Source organism: Jannaschia pagri (assembly GCF_019655435.1).
GTDB lineage: Bacteria > Pseudomonadota > Alphaproteobacteria > Rhodobacterales > Rhodobacteraceae > Jannaschia > Jannaschia pagri.
This window is the reverse complement of sequence record NZ_BPFH01000002.1, coordinates 39060-65608: the sequence shown is the minus strand read 5'-3', so window position 1 is coordinate 65608 and position 26549 is coordinate 39060. Positions and strand designations below refer to the sequence as shown.

The 26549-nt window shown below is 64.4% G+C and carries 22 protein-coding genes; 5 read left to right on the top strand and 17 right to left on the bottom strand.

The window, feature by feature from the left end:
• Positions 1–128: 128 nt before the first annotated feature.
• The gene (locus K5R33_RS05140) at positions 129–1502 is read left to right on the top strand and encodes an FAD-binding oxidoreductase (protein WP_220747946.1); all 1374 of its coding nucleotides are present in this window, start codon (positions 129–131) and stop codon (positions 1500–1502) included.
• Between the two features lie 516 nt (positions 1503–2018).
• Here the strand turns inward: K5R33_RS05140 and K5R33_RS05135 are convergent.
• The 5 genes from K5R33_RS05135 to cobS form a co-directional block, all read right to left on the bottom strand.
• Positions 2019–2360, bottom strand: coding sequence for a DUF427 domain-containing protein (locus tag K5R33_RS05135; RefSeq protein WP_220747945.1), 342 nt, complete (start codon positions 2358–2360; stop codon positions 2019–2021).
• 57 nt (positions 2361–2417) lie between these two features.
• Positions 2418–4199, bottom strand: a complete 1782-nt coding sequence (locus tag K5R33_RS05130; RefSeq protein WP_220747944.1) for an aminopeptidase P family protein — start codon at positions 4197–4199, stop codon at positions 2418–2420.
• A gap of 413 nt (positions 4200–4612) precedes the next feature.
• Positions 4613–6499, bottom strand: coding sequence for a cobaltochelatase subunit CobT (gene cobT / locus K5R33_RS05125; RefSeq protein ID WP_255576141.1), 1887 nt, complete (start codon positions 6497–6499; stop codon positions 4613–4615).
• 561 nt (positions 6500–7060) lie between these two features.
• Positions 7061–7417: a hypothetical protein gene (locus K5R33_RS05120; protein ID WP_220747943.1), complete on the bottom strand. Its 357-nt coding sequence runs from the start codon at positions 7415–7417 to the stop codon at positions 7061–7063.
• A 178-nt stretch (positions 7418–7595) separates the two neighbouring features.
• Entirely contained in the window at positions 7596–8582 is a 987-nt protein-coding gene (gene cobS / locus K5R33_RS05115) for a cobaltochelatase subunit CobS (RefSeq protein ID WP_220747942.1), read from the bottom strand.
• Positions 8583–8727: 145 nt separating this feature from the next.
• Here cobS and K5R33_RS05110 point away from each other — a divergent pair, with 145 nt between their 5' ends.
• Positions 8728–9855, top strand: a complete 1128-nt coding sequence (locus tag K5R33_RS05110; RefSeq protein ID WP_220747941.1) for a T6SS phospholipase effector Tle1-like catalytic domain-containing protein — start codon at positions 8728–8730, stop codon at positions 9853–9855.
• Between the two features lie 21 nt (positions 9856–9876).
• On the opposite strand, the gene K5R33_RS05105 is transcribed toward K5R33_RS05110, so the two are convergent.
• From K5R33_RS05105 to K5R33_RS05095, 3 genes are all read right to left on the bottom strand, one after another.
• A complete protein-coding gene (locus K5R33_RS05105; protein WP_220747940.1) occupies positions 9877–11187 on the bottom strand; it encodes a PepSY-associated TM helix domain-containing protein in 1311 nt (436 codons plus the stop codon).
• A 149-nt stretch (positions 11188–11336) separates the two neighbouring features.
• Positions 11337–11696 (bottom strand): hypothetical protein, encoded by a 360-nt coding sequence (locus K5R33_RS05100; RefSeq protein ID WP_220747939.1) that lies wholly within the window; start codon positions 11694–11696, stop codon positions 11337–11339.
• A gap of 50 nt (positions 11697–11746) precedes the next feature.
• Positions 11747–12358, bottom strand: a complete 612-nt coding sequence (locus tag K5R33_RS05095) for a J domain-containing protein (protein ID WP_220747938.1) — start codon at positions 12356–12358, stop codon at positions 11747–11749.
• A gap of 81 nt (positions 12359–12439) precedes the next feature.
• Here K5R33_RS05095 and K5R33_RS05090 point away from each other — a divergent pair, with 81 nt between their 5' ends.
• On the top strand, positions 12440–12700 hold the full coding sequence (locus K5R33_RS05090) for a BolA family protein (RefSeq protein ID WP_220747937.1): 261 nt from the start codon (positions 12440–12442) through the stop codon (positions 12698–12700).
• Between the two features lie 58 nt (positions 12701–12758).
• Here the strand turns inward: K5R33_RS05090 and K5R33_RS05085 are convergent, their stop codons facing one another.
• The 4 genes from K5R33_RS05085 to K5R33_RS05070 form a co-directional block, all read right to left on the bottom strand.
• A complete protein-coding gene (locus K5R33_RS05085; protein ID WP_220747936.1) occupies positions 12759–13184 on the bottom strand; it encodes a DUF4177 domain-containing protein in 426 nt (141 codons plus the stop codon).
• Between the two features lie 339 nt (positions 13185–13523).
• Complete coding sequence (locus K5R33_RS05080; RefSeq protein WP_220747935.1) at positions 13524–15257, bottom strand: alpha/beta fold hydrolase; 1734 nt, start codon at positions 15255–15257, stop codon at positions 13524–13526.
• 59 nt (positions 15258–15316) lie between these two features.
• Positions 15317–15610, bottom strand: coding sequence for a hypothetical protein (locus tag K5R33_RS05075; protein WP_220747934.1), 294 nt, complete (start codon positions 15608–15610; stop codon positions 15317–15319).
• Positions 15611–15799: 189 nt separating this feature from the next.
• Positions 15800–17407: a helix-turn-helix domain-containing protein gene (locus K5R33_RS05070; RefSeq protein ID WP_220747933.1), complete on the bottom strand. Its 1608-nt coding sequence runs from the start codon at positions 17405–17407 to the stop codon at positions 15800–15802.
• Positions 17408–17549: 142 nt separating this feature from the next.
• Here K5R33_RS05070 and K5R33_RS05065 point away from each other — a divergent pair, with 142 nt between their 5' ends.
• The gene (locus tag K5R33_RS05065; RefSeq protein WP_220747932.1) at positions 17550–17720 is read left to right on the top strand and encodes a hypothetical protein; all 171 of its coding nucleotides are present in this window, start codon (positions 17550–17552) and stop codon (positions 17718–17720) included.
• Positions 17721–17778: 58 nt separating this feature from the next.
• Here the strand turns inward: K5R33_RS05065 and gatB are convergent, their stop codons facing one another.
• Positions 17779–19299, bottom strand: a complete 1521-nt coding sequence (gene gatB / locus K5R33_RS05060; RefSeq protein ID WP_220747931.1) for an Asp-tRNA(Asn)/Glu-tRNA(Gln) amidotransferase subunit GatB — start codon at positions 19297–19299, stop codon at positions 17779–17781.
• Positions 19300–19548: 249 nt separating this feature from the next.
• On the opposite strand from gatB, the gene K5R33_RS05055 reads away from it, so the two are divergent.
• On the top strand, positions 19549–20439 hold the full coding sequence (locus K5R33_RS05055; protein WP_255576139.1) for a transglycosylase SLT domain-containing protein: 891 nt from the start codon (positions 19549–19551) through the stop codon (positions 20437–20439).
• An 850-nt stretch (positions 20440–21289) separates the two neighbouring features.
• Here K5R33_RS05055 and K5R33_RS05050 read toward each other — a convergent pair.
• From K5R33_RS05050 to K5R33_RS05035, 4 genes are all read right to left on the bottom strand, one after another.
• Positions 21290–22219 (bottom strand): AEC family transporter, encoded by a 930-nt coding sequence (locus K5R33_RS05050; RefSeq protein ID WP_220747930.1) that lies wholly within the window; start codon positions 22217–22219, stop codon positions 21290–21292.
• Positions 22220–22832: 613 nt separating this feature from the next.
• Positions 22833–23633, bottom strand: coding sequence for an MBL fold metallo-hydrolase (locus K5R33_RS05045; RefSeq protein ID WP_220747929.1), 801 nt, complete (start codon positions 23631–23633; stop codon positions 22833–22835).
• A 449-nt stretch (positions 23634–24082) separates the two neighbouring features.
• Positions 24083–24742, bottom strand: a complete 660-nt coding sequence (locus tag K5R33_RS05040) for a DUF2268 domain-containing putative Zn-dependent protease (RefSeq protein ID WP_220747928.1) — start codon at positions 24740–24742, stop codon at positions 24083–24085.
• Positions 24739–26517 (bottom strand): SLC13 family permease, encoded by a 1779-nt coding sequence (locus K5R33_RS05035; RefSeq protein WP_220747927.1) that lies wholly within the window; start codon positions 26515–26517, stop codon positions 24739–24741. Before K5R33_RS05035 ends, K5R33_RS05040 begins: the two co-directional genes overlap by 4 nt.
• Positions 26518–26549: the final 32 nt, after the last annotated feature.

The following is a 26549-nucleotide window of genomic DNA, read 5'->3' as shown; positions in this document are numbered from 1 at the left end:
CGAACCACCTGCCAGGCGCGCCGCAGGCGGGCGGATGGCAGCTTGGAGGGGGCGCTATCGCTCACGTCTGGGGTGTCCTTTGGGCCCGGGGTCGTTCATCCTTTTGGCAGGACGAAGGAGGGGGGCGGATGATCCCAGACGACGCGCTGCGCGAATTGTCGATGATGCTAGGCGAACGGCTTAGCACGGGAAAGAGCGATCTGGCGCTCCATGGCCGTTCAGAGACCTGGCATCCCGAGATGCCGCCCGATGCCGTCGCCTATCCGACATCCGCCGCCGAAGTGGCCGAGATCGTGCGGCTCTGTGCCCGCCACGGGGTACCCGTGATCGGCTGGGGGACGGGCACGGCCTTGGAGGGGCATGGCTCCGCCCCCTTGGGTGGGCTGACAGTGGATTTTCGCAACATGGCTGCGGTGCTGGAGGTGCGGTCCGAGGATATGCTCGTGCGGGTCCAGCCGGGCTGCACCCGAGAGGCGCTGAACACTGAGCTCCGGGCCACGGGCCTGATGTTCCCCGTCGATCCCGGGGCGAATGCCTCGCTCGGCGGGATGGCCGCCACCCGGGCCTCGGGCACCACGGCTGTCCGGTATGGGACCATGCGCGACCAGGTGCGCGGCTTGGAGGTGGTGGTGCCCGATGGGCGCATCATCCGCACGGGCACGATGGCCGCGAAATCCAGTGCGGGATACGATCTGACGGGTCTTTTCGTCGGCTCCGAGGGGACCTTGGGCCTGATCACAGAGCTGACGCTGCGGCTCCATGGTCAGCCAGAGGCCATATCGGCGGCCATTTGCGGTTTCCCGTCGACCGAGGCGGCGATCCAGACCGTGATCCTGGCGATGCAAATGGGCCTACGTCCCGCGCGCATCGAATTCGTCGATGCGACGACCGCCGCCATCTTGAACGCCCATGATGGGGCCAGTTTCGCCGAGACGCCCCATCTTTTGTTGGAGTTCCACGGCTCGGAGGCTGCTGTCACCGAAGAGGCCGCACGATTTGGGGACCTGGCGGCGGAGTCAGGCGGCACCAGCTACCAATGGGCCACACAGGCCGAAGATCGGACCCGCCTCTGGCGGATGCGACATCGCGCGTACCATACCATCCTGGCCTCGCGTCCCGGCGCGACGGCGGTGGTCACCGATGTTTGCGTGCCGATCAGTCGCATGGGTGAGGCCATCGACCGCGCGGCCCGTGACATCGCCGCAAGCCGGGTGTCAGGGCCCATCCTGGGGCATGTGGGCGACGGCAATTACCATGCTATTCTCTTGGTCGACCCGACCTCGGCGGCGGAGCGTGCGGAGGCCAAGCGTCTGTCCGATGCGATGGTGGCCCATGCCCTAGAGTTGGGCGGGACGGCCACGGGCGAGCATGGTGTTGGCCTGGGCAAGCTGCACGTGATGGAGCAAGAACACGGTGCAGCTTGGGACATCATGGGCGCCATCAAGACCGCCCTGGACCCAGATCGCATCATGAACCCGGGCAAACTGGTTCGCCAAAACTGACCGGTGGAAGACCTTTCGGAGAAAAGTCTTTCCCGGGTCTTCGTTGAAGACCCGACGGGGCGCACAAGGGAGATTTCAGCGAAATCTCCGGAAAGGCTCTTTCACAAAGAGCCTTGGTGGTGCGAGTCGCCAGGGATGGTTCCCGTGACGACGGCTCGATGGCGTTCGATCGACACCGGACACGTGGCAGCCAAAGTGCGTGCCCGGGCCTATGGCGCAAAGGAGGGTCGGGATTGCTCTTCTAGTCGCGCCAAGAAACGGCACGTCAATCCGTCCTCCGTCCTCCGTCATTCGAACTTGGGTCCTGTCGGGCGTCCGAGATCCGCCTTCCAAGTGTTTAGGCCATGGCGCGGCGTTTCAACGCGTGCGGGCTCTGGTTCCCAACCACGCCGCTCTTGCAGTCCCGGGACGCCCGATCAGATGGGATGAAATATAGCATTTCCCGCCCGTTCCGACTGAACGCCGCGCTGGCGCACGCCACCCCTCAGTGGGAGCAGCGCACCCAAAGACGGTATGTCAAATCTGTTCGACGGTCAGCTTGCTTCCATAGAAGGCAAGATACCCTTCGATCCCCTTGGCGTCAGGGTTCACCACCTCTTCGTAGGTCCAGGCAACGTCGGGGATCGACTGGGATTGGCCCGCATAGGAATAATAGTTCGCGGTCCCTTTGTGGGGGCAACGCGTCGTACTGTCCGACCGCTCCAGGAGGGCCATGGCCACATCCGAACGGGGGAAGTAAATCACAGGCTCCATGCTCCCTTCCGTCAGGGCGAGGGCATTCCGTGATTCCACCAGAACGCCATCGTCGCTGCGCACCGTCCAAACACCCTTGGCGGGTGCGATTTTGATCTGGGCCATGGTCCCTCCTGTTCCCTGTGCGCGGACCCTAGCGGGCATTCCCGGGCCGGGAAAGCCTTACAGCGGCGCTGTCATACGCATCAGCCAGGTTCGATCCGTGCCGGTGACCAATGGGCCGATACGGTCCGCGACGCCCGCGTGATAGCTGTCGATCCAGGCGCGCTCATCCGGTGACAGCAAGTCCGTCTGGATAAGCCGCCGGTCGATGGGCACCCAGGTCAGCGTTTCAAAGGCCAGCATCTCGCGGTCGTCGCCCTCCTCGGGACGTGTCGCCTCAACCACGTGGATCAGGTTCTCAATCCGAATGCCGAAGGCCCCCTCCCGGTAGTAGCCGGGTTCATTGGACAGGATCATCCCGGTCTCGAGAGGGACACGGCTGAGGCGGCTGATCCGCTGCGGCCCCTCGTGGACGCCCAGGTAGACGCCCACACCATGGCCCGTCCCGTGGTCATAGTCCTTATGTTCTGCCCAAAGCGGCGCCCTTGCCAGGGCATCAAGGTGACAGCCCGCGACCCCCTTGGGAAAGCGGACGCGAGAGACGGCGATCATCCCTTGCAGAACCCGGGTAAAGGCATGGACGATCTCAGACGGCACTGGATCGACCAGGGGCACTGTGCGCGTGATGTCAGTTGTCCCGTCCAGATACTGTCCGCCTGAATCCACCAAGATGACCGGGTCCCCGGCAAGCGGCCTGTCGGTTTCTTCGTTGACCCGGTAGTGCACGATGGCCCCATTTGGACCGGAGCCCGAAATGGTCTCAAAACTGATATCGCGTAGCTGGTTGGTGTCCCGCCGGAACCCCTCCAGAGCTTTGGCCACTGTGATTTCAGTGGCGTCGGACGGCCGGTCTTCGTCCAACCACCGCAGGAACCGGACCATGGCGGCGCCATCGCGAAGATGCGCTTCGGTCGTGGCGGCGATTTCCGCTGGGGACTTGCGAGCCTTCGGGATGGCCAGCGGGTCCGTGACCGCGCGGCGATCTCTGAGGCTTTCGCCGATGGCGACAGGGCAGGTTGCCGCGTCATAGCCAACGGGTCCGTCCAATCCGGCAAGCAGGGCCGGCAAATCCGCTGGATCTACGATGCGCACCTCCGGTCCGAGATGGTCGCGCACGTGGGTGGCCTTCGCCTCTGAACAGATCAGATCGACCGAAGCATCGTCGTGGATGACGGCAAAGGCCTGGGCGATGGGCGTTCGTTCGATGTCCGACCCCCGAATGTTAAGCAGCCAAGCAATGGCATCGGGCTGCGTCGTGACAAAGGCTCGAAGGCCTTCGTCGCGAAGCGAGCTCGCGATCCCTTGGCGCTTTATCATGTGTGTCTGACCGGCCAGGGCGTCTGGATAGACAGACATGGGGCCCGCTGGTGGCGCCGGACGGTCCGCCCAGACGGCGTCGATCCCGTTCTCCGTGGTCTCGACCTCGAAGCTATCCACGGCCCTGAGGGCCTCTACCTCCGACATGGTGTGCAACCATGGGTCCAGGCCGACCCGCGCCCCACGAGGCAGCGCGTCTGCAAGCCAATCGGGCAATTTGACATCTGGCCAGCTGACGGTCTCAAAGGTGTCGGCATCCGTCTGGGCGCGCACTTGCACGCGATAGCGCCCATCCGTGAAGACCGCCGCACGCTGGGCGAGTACGACGGCAAAGCCCGCCGATCCGGTAAATCCGCTGATCCACGCCAGCCGTGCATCGCAAGGCGCGACGTACTCGCCTTGGAAGGCGTCCGCGCGGGGGATGACAAAAGCATCCAGATTTCGGTCTGCCATCCAAGCGCGCAGCCTTGCGACCCGCGGGATGGCATCCTGCGGACGGGCAGTTACATCAAAGGTTTGAAACATGCGGCGGCCTCCGATCTCTCTGATCTACGATGTTCCACGGAAATGCTCCGGTCACTAGACGGTGCGTTCGATGAATGTGATTGCGAGCCCAAAGGATGCGCGAGCATATTTATAGAACATCAAAAGGGGGGCGCCTTTAACCTTTCTTAACCATGTGAAGGGCAGGAAGGCTGGGCGGAACAGGCTGGCAAGCCGATGGCCGTGAACGTCGAAAGACCTGTCCCCTGCGGCTGCTGGCGAACCCTCAGGCATGCATGGGCGGAGCTCACTCTCCGCAGGGGGCATTCCCCTTCGATGTTCTTTAAGTATGCATGTCCGGTGTTTGGCGTTTCTGGCACCCGCTTGTAATGCTGCCAGCCTGCGACGCCGGGGGTCCGGGGGGCGTCCCCCGGCCCTCTGGGGCGGCGCAACGCTTAGGATGCGCGCCGCATGCCCATCACGCGGGCGCGCGCCCGGGGATCGGCGTCGAACAAGGCCGCAAGCTGTTCGGTCATGGCCCCAGCCAATTGCTCCACGTCAGTGATCGTCACCGCCCGGTCGTAGTAGCGGGTCACGTCGTGACCAATCCCGATCGCCAGCAGTTCCACGGCGCGGCGCTTTTCGACCATTGCGATGACATCGCGCAGGTGTTTCTCCAAGTAATTCGCAGGGTTCACCGACAATGTGGAATCGTCGACTGGAGCCCCATCGGAAATGACCATCAGGATCTTGCGTGCTTCGGGCCGCCCGATCATCCGACGGTGGGCCCATTCCAGCGCTTCCCCGTCGATGTTCTCCTTCAGGAGCCCTTCTTTCATCATCAACCCGAGGTTTGGACGCACCCGACGCCAGGGCGCGTCAGCCGACTTGTAGATGATATGTCGCAAGTCGTTCAGACGGCCCGGAGCCTGGGGACGACCATCCTTCAACCAGGCCTCTCGGCTCAGCCCGCCTTTCCAGGCGCGGGTAGTGAAGCCCAGAATCTCGACCTTCACGCCGCAACGTTCCAGGGTTCGCGCCAGGACATCCGCACAAATCGCAGCGATGGAGATAGGCCGTCCGCGCATGGAGCCTGAGTTGTCGAGGAGGAGCGTCACGCAGGTGTCTCGAAACTCCGTGTCCTGCTCCATCTTGAAGCTGAGCGGCGTCGTCGGGTTGGCCACGACCCGGGCGAGGCGACCGGCGTCCAGTATCCCTTCTTCCAGGTCGAATTCCCAGGATCGGTTTTGTTGGGCCTGGAGGCGGCGTTGCAACTTGTTCGCCAGGCGCGAGACCGCGCCTTTCAAAGGCTCCAACTGCTGGTCGAGGTAAGCGCGCAGGCGTTCCAACTCCGCCGGTTCCGCCAGTTCTTCGGCGCCCACGACCTCATCGTGGTCCGTGATGTAGACCGAATAGTTGGGGTCCGCGTCCGATATGGGTTGCGGTGGCGGAGGCTCCATCGACTCATCGGCCTCGGGCATTTCCGCCTCTTCGCCAGCTTCCTGGTCGGCCATGTCATCCATGGAGACCTGGGCTTGGGAGGGATCGTCCTGCTGCTCCTGGCTTTGTTCCGGGGCGGCCTCGGCGTCTTCTTCCTCGTCATCGTCGGAGCCTGTTGATTCTGGCTCCTCCTGCTCTTCTTCTGCCTGGCCGTCCTCGTCCTGGTCCTCGTCGTCCAAATCGGGATCATCGCCCAATTGGTCGCCGTAGCCCAGATCTTCGATCAGTTTTCGGGCTAAGCGGGCAAAGGCGGCTTGATCGGCCAGCACATCGTTGACGTTCCCGGCCCTGTCGCCGCAGGCCCCTTCGATGAAGTCGCGCCACAGGCCTAGGACGTTCTCTGCCCCCTTGGGCAGGTCGCGACCCGTGGCCATCTGCCGGATGTAGTATCCGGCGGCGGCGGCAAGCGGCGCCTGGGCCTTATCCGTGATATCGCCATATCCCTTGCGGGCCGTTTCAACGGCGATTTTGGCGTCGATGTTTCCTGCCGTGCCGGGCATCTCCCGAGCGCCGACGGCCTCGCAGCGGGCGGTCTCCATGGCTTCGTAGAGTTCCCGCGCCATGTTGCCTTGGGGCAAGTATTTGGCATTCACGCTGGTGTCGTGATGGCGGTGGCGGAGCGCATAGGCGTCGGCGGTCCCGCGGGCCAGCAAGACCTCGTCCCGGGTCATCCGGCGTGTCACCTGCGGCAGGCGCACGGCCTCGTTCGTTTGGCCTGGGGGGTCCACCGAAAAGGTCACGGCCAGATCGCTGTCGTCGGCCATGGTCTTGGTGGCCTCTGCGAGGGCCTTTTTGAACGGATCGGCCGGGTTGTCGCCGGGCTTGGAAGGCATCTTGCTCATGGAGCGCAACCTAACCCAATACCGGCCACGCGCAATGGAGGTCGATGCGGTTCCTGGACCTATTGCTTGGGTTTCGATCAGTCCTGCCGCTGGGTGGGAGGACCCGCCGAGTAGGGAACGGGAGGCTGTGTTCATGTGCCAGGCCGGTGGGGCGATGCCTTTGCGATCTGCGCGTCATGTCGTAGAACACTCTGGGTAGATTGACGCCACAGCTATCATCGGCGCCTCTCCGTCGTCCCCCATATCTGCTTGGCGCGTCCGCCGAGACAAAACATGGGGTACGGCGCGCATGCCAATCTTCTGAATAGTCTTAGTTGAATGTGCAGCCTTCGCGTTGGGTCGACCGAAACTGTTGACCAAAGGCGGGGTCGCGAGGGCTAGCCGTGTGACCGCCGTGAGGTGCGTCCGAGAGCGTGCGACTTCAAGAGGCGACGATGATCAATCCGGATTCGCTGTTTGAGGCCAACAGCAGTGGGTTCGCCTGGCATTGGATGGAATGCCTCAATCGGATGGGTCCCTTACAAATGGTGCTGTCGCTGCACCCAGTGTCCAGGCTTCGGCCTAGCTCAGCAAAACCGCCGTGCAGCCCTGGAGCAGCTTGGTTGCGCGGCGTTCGGCGGCAACCGACCGTTCGGGCTCCGTGTCGAATTGGGCGACGGTTAGCAGCGACCATTGCGCCCGCTTGGCCGAAATCCGGACGTGCAGCATCGCACGCCGTTGGTCCGGTGGCGTTATGGCCTGCAAGATGTCCAGTGTTGCGGCGCGCTGCGCCTCTGTGCGGTCCGCGTCGGGCAGGCCCATCAACCACTGGAACTCCATCTGCGCGGAGAGGCGTCCGACACATTCCGCGAAGAAGGGCAGACGCTCTCCGAAGAAACCGTCTGCCCGAAGAGGGCCGCCCACCGAGGTGAGGCACATACAGACACATAGCAGAGTTTTCAAATTGCCCATAATTAAAGCATGTAGGGCGAATTAGTGCATGCCAAGTAAACATTATGGAATCTATGTGCCGGTTGGCCGGAGCGATCACAGCACGAAAAACGCGCCCGACCAGTCTCTGGTGGGCGCGCTAAGGTCCGAAATGTCGGCGCTTATGTTAGCCGAGCGACATGCTGGCCGCACTTTCAGGCAGTTCTTCGTCGAAGCAGCGCTGGTAGAACTCAGCGACCGTCTGACGCTCCAACTCATCGCATTTGTTGAGGAACGACAGGCGGAAGGCATAGCCCACGTCGCGGAAGATCTCGGCATTCTGCGCCCAGGCCAGCACCGTCCGGGGCGACATGACCGTGGAGAGGTCGCCATTCATGAATGCCGTCCGGGTCAGGTCAGCGACGGTCACCATCTGGCTGATGGTCTTGCGCCCGGCCTCAGTGTTGTAGTGCGGATTCTTGGCCAGGACGATCATCGTCTCGGCGTCATGGCTGAGGTAGTTCAACGTCGCGACCAGGGACCAGCGGTCCATCTGCGCTTGGTTGATCTGCTGCGTGCCGTGATACAGGCCTGTGGTGTCGCCCAAACCCACCGTATTGGCGGTGGCAAACAGGCGGAACGACGGGTGCGGCGTGATGATCTCGTTCTGATCCATCAGCGTCAGCTTGCCGTCGTGTTCCAGCACACGTTGGATCACGAACATCACGTCGGCCCGACCGGCGTCGTATTCGTCGAACACGATGGCAACCGGGTTCCGCAGGGCCCAGGGCAGGATCCCCTCGTGGAATTCCGTGACCTGAACGCCGTCCTTCAGCTTGATCGCATCCTTGCCGATCAAGTCGATCCGGCTGATATGGCTATCAAGGTTAACGCGGACGGCGGGCCAGTTGAGGCGTGCCGCCACCTGTTCGATGTGGGTCGATTTCCCGGTGCCGTGGTAGCCCTGGATCATCACGCGGCGGTTCCAGCCGAAGCCCGCCAGGATGGCCAGCGTCGTATCGGGGTCGAACTTATAGGTGCTGTCGATCTCCGGTACGCGCTCCGATGGCTCGGCAAAGCCCTTGACGACCATGTCGCTGTCGATGCCAAAGACCTCGCGCACGGACAGGTCGGTATTTGGTTTCGCCAAGGTATCCATGTTGCCGTCCGCCATGAGGGTCTCTCCTTCGTCTCCGCTCGCCCGTGTGGAACATATCGCGAGGGGTCGCAAGGGGAAGGGACCAGTGGGCCGGAACCTTTGGGTCCAGTTGTCGCGTGCCGCCCTTGTCACCTGTCATCTGTGACGCGAGGGTGAGGGTATGAAGCGTATCGTAATTCTCTGCGATGGCACGTGGAACCGCGTGGATGCCGTCCATCCCACCAATGTCGTCCGCTTGGGGCAGGCTCTGGCGCCCGAGGGGGCGGATGGCGTGAAACAGGTGCCCATCTACATCGAAGGCGTCGGCACGGGGCGGCGTGGGGTCACCGGTTTCGCCCGCTTTCTCGACCGGAGCCTCGGGGGCGCATTGGGCCTCGGGTTGATGGAAAACATGGTCGAGGCCTACCGCCACCTCGTCTTCCTCTATGAGCCTGGGGACGAGGTCTCGGTCTTTGGCTTTTCGCGCGGCGCGTTCACGGCCCGGACGCTTGTGGGCTTTATCAGGTTTTCGGGCCTCTTGGCGCGGGGTGACCTGGGGCATTTGCCCGAGGCGGTGGCCCGCTACTCTGAACGGCGGCTCGAAAGCCCCGCCCGGCGGCAGGCGCGCAACGCAGAATGGCGGGCATTGCACTCCCCTTGGGTCATGACCGATCCCCAAGATGCGTCGATCTACGCGGAGTTTGGGAAGACCGAGGCGGTGCCCTTTGACGTCGCCTACATGGGCGTCTGGGACACGGTCGGCGCCTTGGGGATTCCTGGGATCTTCAGCGATGCGCCGCTTCTGGCCCGCAAATATGCGTTCCATGACACCGAACTGTCGCCCATGGTGCGCGCCGCCCGCCATGCCCTGGCCATCGACGAACGGCGCAAGGCGTTCCGGCCCACGCGGTGGAATAACTTGCCAGACCTCAACGGCCATGATCCCGCGCGTCCCTACCGGCAGGAGTACTTCCCCGGCGACCACAAAGCTGTCGGCGGTGGTGGAGACATTCGCGCGTTGAGTTCGCTAGCACTCGCCTGGATCATCGAAGGGGCCGAGGCGGCGGGTTTGGCCTTCGATGATCTGGTCAAAGAGAGGCTGCGTTTAGAGGGCGATCCTTTTGGGCCTTTGTCGGCGGACACCGTGCCTGCCGGCGGTTTTGTGGCGGCAGCCATGCGCCGCCTTGGTGGGCCGCGCGCGGACGTGGAGCGGATCGAAGAGGTCAGCGCCGTTGCACGCACACGGTGGGCTGGGGGCGACTACCGCCCCGAGCCGTTGTTGGGGTTGGCGCCGGACCTGGACCCGTAAGGCCCCGTCCGGTGGCAGGATCTATTCGGCGGGCACCGACCGCTGTCCCTGGAACCAACCCAGGCGTTTGAACAGCAACCAATCGAGCGCCAAGGCAAGCAGAAGGCTGGCCCCCATCAGCGGGAAAAGGACCATCAGGCCAAGGGTCAGGGCCGCCATGGGCCACCCCAGGCGCGCTTCGGGCGCGGCGGGAACACCCAAGGAGCCCGCTGGACGCCGCATCCACCAGGCGACAAAGCCCGAGACCGCCAGCATCACCGACAGGGCCGCCGCCAAGGTTTTCTGCGCCAGGTTCAGCCAGCCATAGGCCTCGCCCCGGTGAAAGCTGATGCCCCAACTGACGGCCTTTGCAACGGGTGGATTGTCGGCAAAGTCCACGCGCGCCAACACGGCGCCCGAATACTGATCGATGACCAGTTCCGATTGATCCCTGCGGTCGGTACTCGCCGAACCGACCCAGACCGATCCGTCCTCGCCCCGCGCGGGGCGCAGCAACCAAGGCGCGGCAATCCCTTCGCTCCGGGCGGTTGCGATGGCTTGATCCAGACCGACCGGCCCGTCGGCATCCGGCGTCGACTTCGGCACGGCGCCGCCCCACTTGAGCGATACGCTGGATTGGCCGGTGGCTGTCTGCACCCTGTCAAGCGCGCCGCCCCAGACATCGGTCCAGGGCAGGCCCGTGATTAGGATCGGCACGACCAAAACCGTGGCCAGCATCCCTGTGAACAGATGGGTGGACCGCCACCAGGTGCGGCCCGACCCATGGGGCGTCACGATGGTTTTCGACCGCCCGCGCGGCCACCACAGAATTGCGCCGGTGACAAACATGACCACCGCCCAATGGGCCGACAGTTCCACGAACTTCGTTCCGATATCGCCCAGGAGCAGCTCGCCGTGGAACGTCTGGACCTGGCGCATAATCATGTCATCGCGGGCCTGAAGCCCCAGGACCTCACCGGTGTACGGGTTCACGTAGCCGTAGGAGCGTGTGCCCGCGGCATCGTCGAACTCCACCCGGGTCGAGGCGGTCGGGTCTTCGCCAATCTGAACCTCGCGAAGGCGTTTCGGCGCGACCATGGCCTCAAAACCGGCAAGCTGCGCGTCGATGGACAGGGGCTGGCCTGTGGCCTCCACGACCAGGAGGTCATGGTAAAGGGCTGCCTCGATCTGCGGCTTATAGAGGTAAACACCGCCCGTGACGCCCAGCATCACCATGAAGGGCAGGACATAGAGGCTCGCGAGGAAGTGCCACTTCCACACCAGTCGGTAGAGGACGCCGCCGGTTGCAGCCGTCCCGTCGCGGGCCGTGCCCGCATTTGTAAGATCGTTCATTTTTTGAGTCCTAACGCGCACCACAGCCCCACCTAGACCCCGACAGGACCCAATGGTGAGTGCAGCGCAATCAATGGTTTGTCGGGTCTCGCCCATCGATCCCACGCATGGGACGGACGGGACGCACGAAGCCCGACTGAGCGATGTCGTTAGGTGGTCACAGGCGGCGCGCGACCGGGCGGTCGGAGCAGGTTAGGCGCGGGCTGTGCCGCGCGGTGGGGGCGCGTCAGGTCCGGCTGCCACGCCAGCTGCAAGCGCTGCCAGAAGGGCACCGGCTGCACCGGTCCCGCCAGATCTGCAACCAAGGGGCAGGGCGAGGCGTCGTCGCTGACCTCCACCGGTTTGCCCTCCGCGTCGATGACGATGGTCTGCATGGTATTGCCCACACAGATCACAATCACCCGCAGCGCGTTTGGCATGACCTCCGCTGCGACAGCGGTCATGCGCGGCGCCAAGAGGAAGATGACGATGGCAAGGATCGTCAAGGAGGTCAGCAGGGTCCGTCCCATGGCGCGGCCTTAGCCCGACACCGGCGTGGCAGGCAATGCGGCTTAGGCCCCTACTTAAAGTTCCGGCTGTCCTTCAGTTGGTCCCAGGCCCAAACGACTTCGGCCAATTGCTCTTCCTGGCTACGGTCGCCCCCGTTCATGTCTGGGTGCAGCACCTTGATGAGCGACTTATAGGCCTTGCGGATCTGGGATTTGTCCCAATCATCCTTGGCTTCCAGGATTTCGATCGCCTTCCGCTCGGTCGGCGGCAGTTTGCGGCCCACGACGCCGCGGCCCGGGTTGCGGGTGGCATTGCCGCCCAGGACGGAATGGGGATCCTCGATGCCAAGCCGCGCCCAGGCCCGCTCTTCCACGGTTTTGCGGAACGGTTTGGTCTTGCTGTCCTTGGCCTCCTGCGCGGCGATCTCGGCCTCGGTTGCGCCCTCAAAGAACGACCATTTGGCGTTGTATTCGCGCACGTGTTCTTTGCAGAACCAATAGTAATCGTCTGTCGTATCACGGCTTTTCGGGGCCCGATATTGCCCCGCTTCGGTGCAGCCTTCGTGGTCACATTGCCGGGTAGACGTCTCAACGGCGCCGGACATGCCGCGTTTGCCCCTTGGGTTCCGCTTCTTGGCGCTGGAGACCCGCATGTCGAAATTGAATGGATCATTCTTGGTCATGGCGCGCGCCCCCTTTCGGTCAGAGGTCGCAGAGTTTAGTCATTGCACGGCCAGAGGGAAGAGGTCGGACGGAGATTTTCGATGACAATGGAAGCGACAATTCGCGCACGCCTGGAGGAGGCCCTGTCGCCGACGCGGCTCGATGTGCTCAACGAAAGCGGAAAACACGCCGGTCACGCAGGCGATGACGGATCGGGCGAGAGCCATTGGCACGTGGTGATCGTGTCCCAGGCGTTCACAGGCCAGTCCCGGATCGCACAACACCGAGCGGTCCATACGGCCCTGGGCGATGTGATGTCCAAGATCCACGCCTTGTCCCTGGACCTGTCCGACGGGTCTTGACGCCGTCCCGCGCAGCGAGCGCCATTTTTCTAGAAAAATGGTCGCACCTCGGCGGGGGTCACTCCGCCGCCAAGGGCCGGGCGCGTGCCGCCAGAAGGTCGATGACTTCTGCCTCTTGCACCTCTTGTTCTTCGAAGCCTTGCCATTCGTCCACCGGCGCGGTCAGCAAGAGCGCAGGTTTGCGCTCCTCAACGGCCGGGGGCGCGGCGGGTGCGGGGAGGGCGGAAGCCGGTGCAACGGACCGACGAAACACCAAAAGCGCGTGATACATGACCTGACTGCCCGTCAGGCCGACACGTTCTTCAGCAGGCAGGGTGTCGGCGCGCACGAACTCCCATCCTTGTTCTCCCATCCGGTTGAACAGGCGTGACATGGCCAGGGCAAATCGCGCCTCGGGCGACCGAACGCCTTTGGCCTTCTCGCCCTTCCGGGGGGCGGGAACCACGCGATACTCGAACGTCTGGTGGGGACAATCTTCGTTCATAATGTTGCCACATTAACGTTTCTGGCGGGACGAGTCGCTAACCCCTGTTGGGAACATGGTGTTTCCGCTCAGGCGACGGTCTGGCCGCCTGGCCCCGACGCATAACTGGTCAAAGGAAAAGGGGGCGCCCTGACATGCAAGGCGCCCCAAGTCGGCAAAGCCGGACAGCGGGCAGTGTGCCAAGCGCCCGTGAAGCCACAACGCTCGGCGGTTGGGTTTGAAAGTGTCCGGTGGCCATCACTCACACAGTCAAAGGTGACGTCATCGAAATTTGGTAGAAATCCCCGCCCGCGCTCCCTCGCTATGGAAGCCGCCGTCCCGCGTCATACCCCAAATGGGCTATGGACGGGCCAAAGCCGTCAAAATGTCGTCCAGGTGCCGGAACAAGACGAGCTGGCCCGCGTCCCGCCTGATCTGCCAATCTATCCAGGGCGCGTCGGCCTGCCATTCTTCCTGGGTGGCCCGTGGCATCTGGGGATCTTCGGTCCCAAAGAAACAGGTGATGGGGACCTTCCCCTCCAACGCCATCAACGCTGGGCGCCAATCCGTGCCTTCCTGCGCGATGACCTGGCGGGCAAAGGCCTCATGGGCCGAATGGGTGGCGGACATGGCGACGTCCGTGCCCACCTCAAACGCCGTGAAGACTTCGGGCGTCTCGAAGGTGTCCACATCGGCCTGGCAGGCGCCATGCGCGGCATGGATGAACCCGCGCTTGCCCACACGCCGTGCCAGCAAGAACCCGGCCTTGACCATGAACGGCAGGACTCGGGGCGTGTAGCGCGCGCCCGCGTTGATGAAGCGGTGCCACTTTTCCATGCGTTCGTATTGCTCAGCCCGCGTCAAAGGCAGGGGCGGCGCCGCCCCAAACAGCCGGGTCACCCGAGACCCATGGAGATGGGCAAGCCAGGTGCCAAAGTAGAAGTCCGATCCCATGGTCAGCACGGCTGTCTGTTCCACGCCCTCGGCATCGAGCACGGCAATCAGGTCTGCGGCCTGGGCTACCGGATAGTCCGCGTCCGATGGGTGTAGATCGCTTGCACCATAGCCCGCGCGGATCGGCACGATCACCCTCAGACCCAGGGTCTGTGCCAGGGCCTCCGCCGCTGGTGGCCACCGGGTCAGGCCATAGGCGCCATGGAGATAGAGCAGCGGTCTACCCGTCTCGGCTCCATAGGTGAGATAGTCCAACCGCCGTCCTTCCGCCGTCCACAGCGTCTGCGTTGGGCGGGGCAACAGCACGGCGGGCGCCCGCTTAATGTGGCTATACCCTTCGATGGGTGAGACATTGGCCAGGTCCATCATCGACAGGGCGAGGCGCACCAACTCCGCCTGGGATCGGGCCTCGGTCTTGGACAGGATGGATTTGACCTGCACGCGGACGGTGTCGACCGAGCGTCCCCGGACTTCGGCGATATCCTTGATCGACTGACATTCCACGATCTGGCGCACCACGTCGACCTCGGCGGAGGTCAGGCCAAACGCTTGCCGCAGCAGATCGGCGAAGCCATCGGGCCAGGCGGTTTCCGTCGTCGCAGCCAGGACCCGCGCCCCCGCGGAGGGCAGGAAACACCGCCGCATATGGAACAGGATGAACCGCCCGTCTTCGGCCGACCGAACACGGATCAACTGCTCCCGCTTGCTGCGTCCGGCGCAGATGTTGCGGGCGGTGCGGATCAAGACCTCGATGTCATCCGCCTCAATGTCCAACGTTGTCAGACGGTTGCCCGGGGTTGCGCCCAACACCTGCTCGGCCGCCGGGTTGAGGTGTGTGATCGTGCCGGTCTCGTCCAGCAAGACGGCGGCCACCTTGTCGAAGGGCGCGAGGATCGCGGCGCCGTCGTCCGGCTCCGGCGAGGGGCCGACCCGCTCCATGACCTGGGCGGCGCGGTTGAAATGGGCTTCGATCCCCGTCCAGACTTGGGTGTCGGCCCCCTTGGCCTGGCGGAGAGGGGCGACCAACTCCTCCCACCCGTCGAGCAGGGCCTCAAGCCGTGTCGGGTCAAGGGCCACGTCATAGATGCGGTCGATGACCTCATCGCGAGAAGGCGGAGTTGTATCGGATGGCTTGGACATCGGGCGACCTTACGATGGCCCCGAGGGCGGAGAAAGGGGGGAAACCCTGACCGGCGCGCTCATGAGAACCGCGCGTCCCGATCAGGATCGAGCACCACAAGAAGGCGCCGAAAGACAAGCAAGGTCATGGTCTTAGGCGCCGTGCCCGTCAAATCGGCGGAGTTGTCGTTGGGGATGGTATCGGCGCGCACGTAGTCCCAGCCGTCGAGCGCCATGTCGTTGAGCAACTCGGTCCAGGTATAGGCCATGCGGGCGTCATCGGTGCGCAACCCCTGGACCCGCTCTCCCTTGCGGGGGGCGGGGACGACCTGGAACTCGTAAATCGGCTCCAATTGCCTGGGGTCGTGTCGCATTGACGCTGATTGCGCGACAAAGGTGGCGGAAGCGGGGCGGCTGGACGGTGATTTCGGGCGGATTCGCGCGATATGGCCCTGTGTGGTCGAGTCCGTTGTCGGGCAGGGGATCTCTGTTCGGGGTCAGGGGCTTAGGAAGCTCACCCTCGGTACACCCGGCGTACACCCTCTGTGCAGACAAACGGCTGGTCAGAGCGCATCGAGCGCGGCTTGGATATCGTCGCGCAGGCGGGTGGCCGTGCCGTGGTCATAGGACATGTGGACGGGGTCGTAGACCTCCAATGCGCCATCCACCGCGTCCAGCGCCGCGCGCAGGTCGTTTGCTGGATGTCCAGCGTCGGGTCGGGATGAGCGTGCGAGCAATGCGAAGGCGATGTTCGTCTGCGTCATAGCCCATTGCACCGGTCGGTCGGCGCGGGTGCGGACCTCCAGGGCGGCGCGACAGGCGGTGATGGCCTGGGCGAGGAGATCTGCGCCTGCCGCGCCCTCGGTGCGGATACCTTGTTCTTGGAGCGCGATGCCGAGGTTGTTCTGGGTGATGGCCCATTGCACAGGATGGTCAGCGCGGGTGTTGACCTCCAGCGCGGCGCGATAGGCGGTCACGGCCTGTGCCAGGAGGGCCGCGCCCGCCGCGCCCTCGGTGCGGGTGCCTTGTTCTTTGAGCGCGTTGCCGAGGTTGTTCTGGGTCATAGCCCATTGCACCGGTCGGTCGGCGCGGGTGCGGACCTCCAAAGCGGCACGATAGGCAGTGACGGCTTGAGCCAGCAGGTCGGCGCCCGCCGCGCCCTCGCTTCGGGTGCCTTGGTTGCGGAGCGCGATGCCGAGGTTGTTCTGTGTAGTGGCCCATTGCACCGGATGGTCGGCGCGGGTGCAGACTTCCAACGCGGCGCGATAGGCGGTCACGGCTTGTGCCAGGAGGTCGGCGCCAGTCGCCCCCTCGGTGCGGTTGCCTTGGTTTCGGAGACCTATCGCTTCGGCGTTCTTCGCAGCAGCCCAGAGCCAAGCATCTTCGGATCGTAGCGTGTCGTCGGCGACGTCTCGCATAAGGTCTACTGACGCCATCAAAGCGTTGCCGCCATAGCGAATACCATGGCGCCCAAGCTTTTCTGCGTATCGCAGTACTTTCCGCCGCGCAGGCTCCAGCGGATTGATGATCCGAAAGCTACCTGCCGCGTCTTCCAGTAGGGTCGCCGCTCGCTCGACGTTGCCGCGCAGCAGCGCGCCTTGTGCTTCCAGCTCCATTAAGCGGGCGTTGCGTTCGAGCGGTTCTTTTAGAGCATCTTTGGCAATCTCACGCGCATTCCGGAGGAGCGCCTCTGCCTCTTCAATCCTGAAAGCGTCTAACTCGGCGAGTGCTTCGGCTGCGATGTTGTCGAGACGTTCCCCGCGCTCTCGAAGGCCTTCAAGTTCAATCCGCCATTCCCGATATTCCTTTGCCTTGAGTGTCAGCAATTGGCGGAGATCGGTGTCGGTGCGATCGGCGACGTCTGCGATGCCGAACCGCGCCGACAGGAGTTCCAGGTCGTCGCGGGACAGGGTCGGGATGTCGCCAAGTTTCTGCGCGGTGCTCCGAGACTGCCGGATCGGCTCCATCTCGGCGTCGGAGATGTCGAGCGCATCGCAGAGCAGACGAACGGTCTTTTCCTGTGGACTTGCGACGCGGGCGTTCTCCAGCCGGGAAATGTCGCCCTTGCGCGCCTCGTCGTTGTAGATGGCCAGGGCCAGCCTCTGCTGCGAGAGGCCCTTGTCCCCGCGCTTCCGTTTGATGAGCGCCGCGAAGGCGATGACGTCCAACAACTTTCCACACCCCTCGCAAACCTTCACCAACTGGCACGCGAAACCTTCCGGCAACGCGATCCCTGGCGATATTCGGCACCTTGGCCCTGCGCAGAACAGTAATCGAGCCCGGGCCCGGCTCAAGCATTCAGGAGCATTTCAGATGCAAGAGCCTAAGACTGAACGGAAAACGTGGAAAGAGATCTGCCTGTGCCATGCCGCGACCTATGGTGCGCTGAGCGCGTGCCATGGGTGGGCGGCTTGGGCGACGGGCAAACCGGAGGTCTATGTGCCAATGATGGTGATCTATGCCTTACAGGCCTGGCGGGGGTAGGCGGCAGGGCCAGGCCCCGCTCGGCGGGTTGGGCGGGCGGAGGCGCCCGCCGCGCGGCTTACAGCCCCAGCTTCGCCGCCACGATTTGGTTGACGGCCTTGGGGTTGGCCTTGCCGCCCATGGCCTTCATCGTCTGGCCCACGAACCAGCCCGCCAGTTTGGGGTTGGCCTGGGCCTTTTCGACCTGGGCCGGGTTGTCGGCGATGATTTTGGCCACGGCCTCCTCGATGGCGCCGGTGTCGGTGACCTGCTTCATGCCCCGCTCTTCGACGATCTGGGCGGGGTCGCCGCCTTCGGTATAGATGATCTCGAAGAGGTCCTTGGCGATCTTGCCGGAGATGGCGTCGGAGCGGATGAGCTGGATGATGCCGCCCAATTGCTCCGGCGAGATGGGCGAGGTCTCGATGTCCTTCTCGTCAACCTTGAGCCGCCCAAACAGGTCGTTGATGACCCAGTTCGCGGCCAGCTTGCCGTCCCCTGCCGCAGCCGCAACGGCCTCGAAGAAGGCCGCATCCGAGGTGTCGGCGGTCAGCACGCTGGCGTCGTAGTCCGACAGTCCGAAGTCGCCCATGAAGCGCGCCTTCTTGGCATCGGGCAATTCGGGCAGGGCGCTGGCGATGTCGTCGACCCAGCCCTGCTCGATCTCCAGCGGCAGGAGGTCGGGGTCGGGGAAGTAGCGGTAGTCGTGCGCCTCTTCCTTCGAGCGCATGGACCGCGTCTCGTTCTTGTCGGGGTCGTAGAGGCGAGTTTCTTGCACAACCGCGCCGCCCGCCTCAATGATGGCGATCTGGCGGCGGGCTTCCACGTCGATGGCGGCCTGGATGAACCGCATGGAGTTCATGTTCTTGATCTCGCAGCGGGTGCCGAGATGGGAGAAATCCTGCGTCTCTTGGTATTTCTCGTACTGGCCGGGTTTGCAGACCGAGACGTTGACGTCGGCGCGCAGGTTGCCGTTCTGCATGTTGCCGTCACAGGTGCCCAGGTAGCGCATGATCTGGCGCAGCTTGACGATATAGGCGGCGGCTTCCTCCGGTCCGCGGATGTCAGGACGGCTGACGATCTCCATCAAGGCGACGCCTGTGCGGTTGAGGTCCACGAAGGACATGGTCGGATCCATGTCGTGGATCGATTTGCCCGCGTCCTGTTCCAGGTGGATACGTTCGATGCGGACGGTGCGCGCGGTGCCGTCGCCGAGCTCCACGAGCACCTCGCCCTCGCCCACGATGGGCTCATAGAGCTGGCTGATCTGATAGCCCTGGGGCAGATCGGGGTAGAAGTAGTTCTTGCGGTCGAAGGCCGATTTTAGGTGGATCTCGGCCTTCAGCCCCAGACCCGTGCGCACGGCCTGGGCCACGCAGTACTCGTTGATGACCGGCAGCATCCCCGGCATGCCCGCATCGACGAAGGCTACGTTTGAGTTTGGCTCGGCCCCGAAGGTCGTCGAGGCGCCGGAAAACAGCTTGGCGTTGGAGGCGACTTGGGCGTGGACCTCCATCCCGATGACGAGTTCCCAATCGGATGTCTCGCCTGCGATTACGCGGGGCTTGGGGGTCGGGGCGGGGGCGGTCTCGTCAAGCATCTGGGTCTCCGCAAAGCTGTCCAAGGGGCGGTTTACGGTGCGCCGCCGGGCGGGGCAAGCGGTGCCGCATCGGGCGCGACTTTTGGGGGACTTTGCCGAATCTGTGGAATGCTGTTAGGCACCAACGGTCAGGGAGCGGTTGGTGGCAAGCGCGCCGTGACGAATGCCGATGGGGTTTGCGCGCCAGCGCGAGGGCCAATCGGCGGAGGAAGACCGGCGAGATGCCGCCACCTTGGGGGGTGAAGACGAATGATACGCAGACCTGCGGGCGCCCTCCGCATGGCCCTCATGGCTGGTGTCTTGGCGATGGCCAGCGCCGGCGTTGGCGTCGCCGACGGGAAACTCGTACCCCGACCCGGCGCCCTCGCGGCATCTGTGACGCAACTGCAGACCGTCGGTAGCAGCATGACCCTGCGGCCCAAGGAGACGGTGGTCTCGACCCTGGCGCCGGTCTCATCGACGCGGCCCAGCTTGCGCCCCCGCGTCCAAGAAATGCCGGATCTTCGGTGGGACCATATTCGCGGATCTGACCGGTGGACGCGCGCCGCCATGCGTGCCCTGGACAGCCACGGGCAACGGTTGTTGGAGACTGTGCCCCGCGACATCGCGCAGTGGTGCCCAGCTTACCCCGAGGCGGACTCCTGGGGGCGCAAAGCTTTTTGGGCTGGTCTGTTGAGCACCCTGTCCAAGCACGAAAGCACCTATCGCCCCACGGCGGTTGGGGGCGGCGGCTTGTGGTATGGTCTGGTCCAGATCCTGCCTGCGACGGCGCGCGGCTATGGCTGTCAGGCGCGCACGGGTGAGGCGTTGAAGGATGGCGCGTTGAACATGTCCTGCGCCGTGCGGATCATGAACGTGACCGTGCCCCGCGACAACGTGGTCAGCCGAGGGATGCGCGGGGTGGCCGCCGATTGGGGGCCGTTCCATTCGACGCGTAAGCGCGAGGACATGCGCCGGTGGTTGGTGCGCCAGCCCTATTGCAATGGTCTGCACGCCTCCATGCGCCCCGTCCTGCGGCCCGACTGGATCGGGACACCGGCGGGCCAAGCCCTGGAAGTGCCTTTGTTCGTCAGCTGGGAGCTGGACAAAGAGTACCACGAAGCGGCCTTTGCCGCAGCCGAGCAGCCCGCTGACGGGTAGTGCTTTGGGGCGCTGAGTGGTGGGCCTCTGCGTAGCGGGACGGAGCGGCGGTTCGATTGCAACGCTTTCCTACCGTGTTGAACGGGGTGGCTTGTCGGGGCGGTATCGGTCCGGTTCGAAGTCCCCTCGGCGATTTCGTCATGGCCCCTTCATAAGGGCGGCTTGGGCGTCCACGGGGTAGGCAGACTCAGTGGGGCGGTCAAGCGTTGGGCGTCCGCCCCGTGGACGCCGCGACCCAGGCAAGCGCGTATACGGCTAAAATGCAGGTCCTACGTCTCTGGCCCCGACCCTTTGTCGCTATCTCGGTGTCCGCCTAAGTTAGTGGCGGGCTAAAGGCTCCATGTTGTTAAAGCCCGCGTCGGTTGTCGTCTAATCGCACTCGGGCGTCTGGCCAACCTTCGGTGCGGGCCGCAAGAGCATCATTGTTATTCCTCCGGCCAAATCAGACAGCGCCTGCGGAGACGGCTTGCAGTCCATAGGCTCCCTTGCGGCGAGTGGTCCGGTTGATCCGGCTGCGTCAGTCGAGCGAACCGTCTCCCTCACCCTGTGCCGATCGTATCGATCCACGGGGGTCTTTAACGATGTCCGTACCTAGGAGGCCGATTGATAGCGCAGCCGGCCGGGAGAGGCGCTGCAAAGCAAGCGTACGCTGGCCCTTGGCCTGCACCGCTCAGAGGCGTCTTGGCCCGAAACCAGTGCTCTCTGCCTCCGGTTAGTCGTCCATCAACGATCGGGCGGGGTCAGGCGATTGCCGATCACGACTGGGGATAACGTATCGAGGCGGTCTAGATCGCTCCGTGGGGACAAGCCCGCCCAGACCAGTCGCGGATCGATTTCGCTTCGTTTTGGATCACCGTAACACCAGCAGCCACCCAGAGACGGTCAGAACTGAGATAGCCGTGCCGATCAGCACAGAGGAGGCGCTGATGCGGACCGCGCGCCCGTGCATCGCCGCGAAGAGGTAGGCGTTCACACCAGGCGCCATGGCGGCGGTCAGGACGGCTGCGCGGATCTGGCCTTGGTCGAGCGCCAGCGCGTGGCCCATGCCCCAAGCCCAGGCCGGGTGCAGGATCAGGGCGATGGCGCAGACCAGAGCAATGCCACGGGCGTCGCCCTCGGGCCGGTACTGGACGAGGACTCCTCCCAAACCGAAGAGCGCGGCAGGCAAGGCCGCACGCGCGATGAGGGACACGGCCTCTTGCGCCGCGCCGGGCAGGGGCAGGCCCGACAGGTTGACGGCGAGCCCGGCGGCGACCCCCAGCATCAGCGAATTGCGGGACATGGAGCGGGCCACGGCCACCACGCCACCGGTCAAACCACTGCCGCCCGCGCGCACGGCTTCCATGGTTGCGGTTCCGATGAGGTAGCAACTGGCGGCATGGAGCGCGATGATGGCGTAGTTCGGCTGAAGCGAAGCGGCCCCAAAGGCGCGCTCCGCGATGGGCAGGCCCAGAAGGACCGTGTTTGCGAACATGGCCGCGAAGCCGACGGCCACGGCATCTTCGGCCCCGCGCCGCAACCACCAGAGTGCGCCCAGGATCCCCGCCAGGAAACAAACCAAAGACCCGGAGTAGTAAGCCGTCAAAAGCCGCCAGTCGAAGCCCGCCGCCAGATCCAATGTGGAAACCGCTAAGAACAGCAGGCATGGGATCGCGAAGCGCTGGGTGAAGACCATTAAGCCATCCACCTGGGATTGGCTGAAGAGCCCGCGCCAAACGGCCAAATAACCCGCACCAATGATGAGGAAGACGGGGACGGTGACATCGAGAACGTCTAGCATGGCCTCCCTGCCCAGCGGAGGGAGGACGTCTGGGCCGCTTGGCCTAGAGCATCTGGGAGGATGGGCCTAGCGGATCGGGCAGGGGGTCGCCAATCACAGCATGTTGGAGCGCTAGGGGTGGCAGGCGAGAATTCGCTGGTTACCCTGGCGGACAAAGCTCGGGGCGCTCCGGCGTTTGTGGGCCTGGCGGGTGGAACACTGCGGTGGTCCTGGGGTTCGTGGTGGGCTGCCCATTTGACACAGAGATAGCGTAGAGGTCTCCGATCAAAGCGGTATGTCCTACAGAGATGTCGTAGCGGGGTCCTTGAATCCAGCGCGGGCCCCATCAAGGGCTGGAATAGGGACAAGCGCATCCTAGACGGAGGGAGCCAAGCCATTGGCTTGCGGTTCGTCTGCCGGGAAAGGCTGGTCTGCGTAGTGTAGGTCCGCACGTCATAGGGTGCGCCGATACCATCCAGCCGCGCCCACAACTCTCTGATGAGCCATAAACAGCCCATTTGCGGCGTCCTGTAGTCAAGAACAATGGCCTTCGCACCGCTTGCGCCGACGGGCGCCCAAATAACACACCGTGCGACCCCTCTTGCCGGGGCACCCCGGCGCTCAGCCATGGCGGTCAGTCATCGGGCAGCTCGATCACCATGCCGTCCCAAGCGGGCGTGATCGTCTCCGGCGTCTCTGCCTCGACCGTGGCCCAATCCAAATCCACATGCATGTTGGTGAGGATGCCACGCTCGGGCGCCATGTGCTCCATCCAAGCCAGCGCCTCCGACAGGGACAGGTGCGAGGGATGACCCGTCCGGCGCAGCGCATCGAGAACCCAGACTTTCAGCCCCGACAACAGCCATTCCGCACGCTCGGGGATGGTGTTGACGTCCGGCATATAGACCAGATCTCCGATCCGAAAGCCGAGCGCGTCGATGTCTCCATGCCCTACGGAAATGGGCGAGAGTGTCAGCGGCCCGCCCGCGCCCTCGATCGTGGTTGGCCCGTCCAAGGCGTGGCGGGTCAAGATCGGCGGATAGGAGGACCCGGCCGGGGTCTCGAACACATAGGCGAACCGCGCGCGCAGGGCGTCATAGGTTGCCGCATCCGCCCAGACATCCAGGAGCCGCCGCTGGTTGAAGACGATCATGCGCAGGTCGTCTATCCCGTGGACGTGGTCGGCATGGGCATGGGTCCAGACGACCCCGTCCAGGGCGCCGACGCCTGCATCCAGCAATTGCTGGCGCATATCCGGCGAGGTGTCGATCAGGACCCGGGTGATGCCCTCTGCCGTCACCCGCTCCACCAACATCGAACAGCGCCGGCGCCGGTTCTTGGGGTTGTTGGGGTCGCAATCGCCCCATTGGCCGCCCAAGCGCGGAACACCGCCAGAGGAGCCGCAGCCGAGAATGGTGAAACGCAGAGTTGCCATGGTGGCTTCATGGGCCTTGGCGCGGCTGGGGGCAAGGCGGAGGGTGGCGATGGGGAGTTCGCTGGGAGGGATCAGGTGGTGCCTCGGTCTCCGGTGGCTGGTTTTTTGGCGGTTGGGGATCTTTGGGCTGCCACGGGCGCTGGGCATAGGTTGGTTCGGATGACGGGGGGGCGCCTTGGCCGCGCGACGGGTGACGGGCCTCCGATTGGCCGGTGTGCGCCCGCGTTGCTGTGGGGAACGGTGTGGTTGTTCTCATGGGCTTGGTTTTGCGGTTTGCTGCACCGGAAGGGCAGGGGGCGTCAGGTTCGACATCATTTATCGGGCGCGGATGCCCTCCGTAATTCCTGTGTGTAGTTTCGCCCGTGTCGGTGCAGGGTTTCCGGACACGGTCGCGGCGAGACCAGTCGACGAGCCGTCCCGCCTTCGGTGGTCGAGCGGGTCGGCCCTGCTCACCCTTTGGGCATCGGCCTCAGGTCTGCCAGGGCGGAGCGGAACGGCTCCGACGGGGCGTGCGCCAGAGTGACTGCCGTGTGCCCCGGATGCCGCAGCAGGTGCGCGCGCACCAGGTGATAGCCGAGACTGTAGCCCAGGGATCTCGGGCGATCACCCGCGCCGAAGAACCACGCCCCGTGGTCATAGGTGTCATCGTCCCAGGCGGCTTCTGCGTCGCTGAGGTGCTCGGCAATCACCGCCAAGGGAACCTGCTCCCAAGGCTCTAGTGGCGGGCCAAATACCTCCTGCGCGAAGCAACACGCCAGCCCCTCGGACACCAGCGCGGCGCCCAGGGTGTGCCCGTAGCCCGGGCCGTCCCAGCGGGCGGCGTGGTGCAATTCATGGGCAATCATGCGCGCCAGGGATGCGTCTGCATCGGCCCGCAACGCGGCGCTGGCTGGGTCTACGGTCACATAAATGATCCCAGGGGCAATGGCGTGACCCACGTGGCCTTTCTCGGGAATGACCCGCTGACCGGCCTGCACGACCATATCAATCGGCCCGAGTTCGAGGACCGCAGTGACCCTCCGATGGGTGTCAGAGACGGTGCGGCGCAGCCAAGGCGCCAAGGCGCTGAGGTCCCCCCGCGCATCCAAAAGGTGGAGGGTGACGCTCATAGGGGCCAGACCAGGAGGATCGTGGGCACGGAGACCGCGATCACCAGCACCTCCAACGGTAGGCCCATGCGCCAGTAGTCGCCGAAGCGATAGCCGCCGGGTCCCAGGATCAGCGTGTTGTTCTTATGGCCGATAGGCGTCAGGAAGGCACAGGATGCCGCGACGGCCACCGCCATCAAGAACGGATCCGGGCTGACGCCAAGGGTTGTGGCCATCTGAATGCCCACGGGCGCCGCGACAATGGCCGTCGCTGTGTTATTGAGCACATCGGAGAGGGTCATGGTCACCACCATGAGGATCAAAAGGGCGACCCAGGCGGGTTGGCCCGCCGTCACGTCGGTCAGGAGACCGGCGATCAACTGCGTTCCGCCCGAGGTTTCCAGCGCGGCGCCCAGCGGGATCATCGACCCGAGCAAGACAACCACGGGCCACTCGATGTGATCGTAGAGTTCCTGCAAGGGAACGATCCGCCCCAACACATAGGCCATCACCACTGCGCCAAGCGCCACGGTCAGGTCGATCACACCAAAGCTGACCGCGAGGACGGCGGCGGCGAAGATGCCGATGGCGGGCCAGACTTTGCGGTTGTCGGTCACCGTCAGACCACGGTCCGCCAGGGGCAGGGCGCCCAGCCACGCGGTCACGTCCTCGGTCATGTCGGTGGGCACCAAAAGCAGAAGCAGGTCCCCCGGCTGCACGACCGTGCGGCGCAGCTTATCGGTGATCCGGCGCCCCCGGCGGGAGATCCCCATCAGGACCGTGCGCTGGCGCCAGGCCAACCCGATGGATTGGGCTGATTTGCCGACGATGCGGCTGTGGTCGGGCACGACGACCTCGATCAGGCTGAGGCCCTGGCCCTCGGCTTCGATCAGGGTCATGCGGCGGTCGTCGGCATGGGCCAACCCTTCACCGGCGCGAAATTCATCGAGCGCTTCGGGCGGGGCCTCTAGCACGATGGCATCGCCCGCACGGAGGCTGACATCGCGCGCGGAGCCGAACATGCGACGCCCATCCCGCACCAGGCCGATGATCTGCACGCCGGTCTCGTCCGCCGTCTCAGTGAGGGCGCGCAGGGGGGCGTCGATGTGTTTGCTGCCCTCGGGGACCACGAGTTCGGCGACATAGCGCGCCTGATCCCCGGCGTCGGAGCCCTGGGCGCCCTCGGAGGTGCGCGGGATCAGCCGCCAGCCGATCAGCGCCACAAAGGCCATGCCCGCCGCCGCCGTCACGACACCCACGGGGGCGTAGTCAAACATGGAGAAGCTTTCGCCCAACTGATCCTGTCGGATGCCCGCGATGATGATATTGGGCGGCGTCCCGATCAGCGTGATCATGCCCCCGAGGATGGTCGCAAAGCTGAGCGGCATGAGCGAGGCGGCAGGCGCGCGCCCTGCCTTGCGCGCGGTGGCAATGTCCACCGGCATCAGCAAGGCCAGGGCCGCCACGTTGTTTATGAAGGCCGAGAGCAGGCCGCCAACGCCGCCCATGATGGCGATATGCGCGCCCAGCCGCCGCCCGCTGTCCACGACGGTGCGGGTGATCAACAGAACCGCACCAGAGCGGACGAGGCCCGCCGAGACCACCAGCACCAACGCGACGACGATGGTCGCCGGATGGCCAAACCCCGAGAAGGCCTCGGCCTTGGGGACAACGCCAGAGATCACTCCGATCAGCAGGGCGGAAAACGCCACGATATCATAGCGGAACCGGCCCCACAGCAGCATGGCGAACACGCCAGCGAACAGCGAGAAGAGGATGATCTGCTCGGTGGTCATGGCCTCGTGTGGCATAGGCACGGGGGGATGGG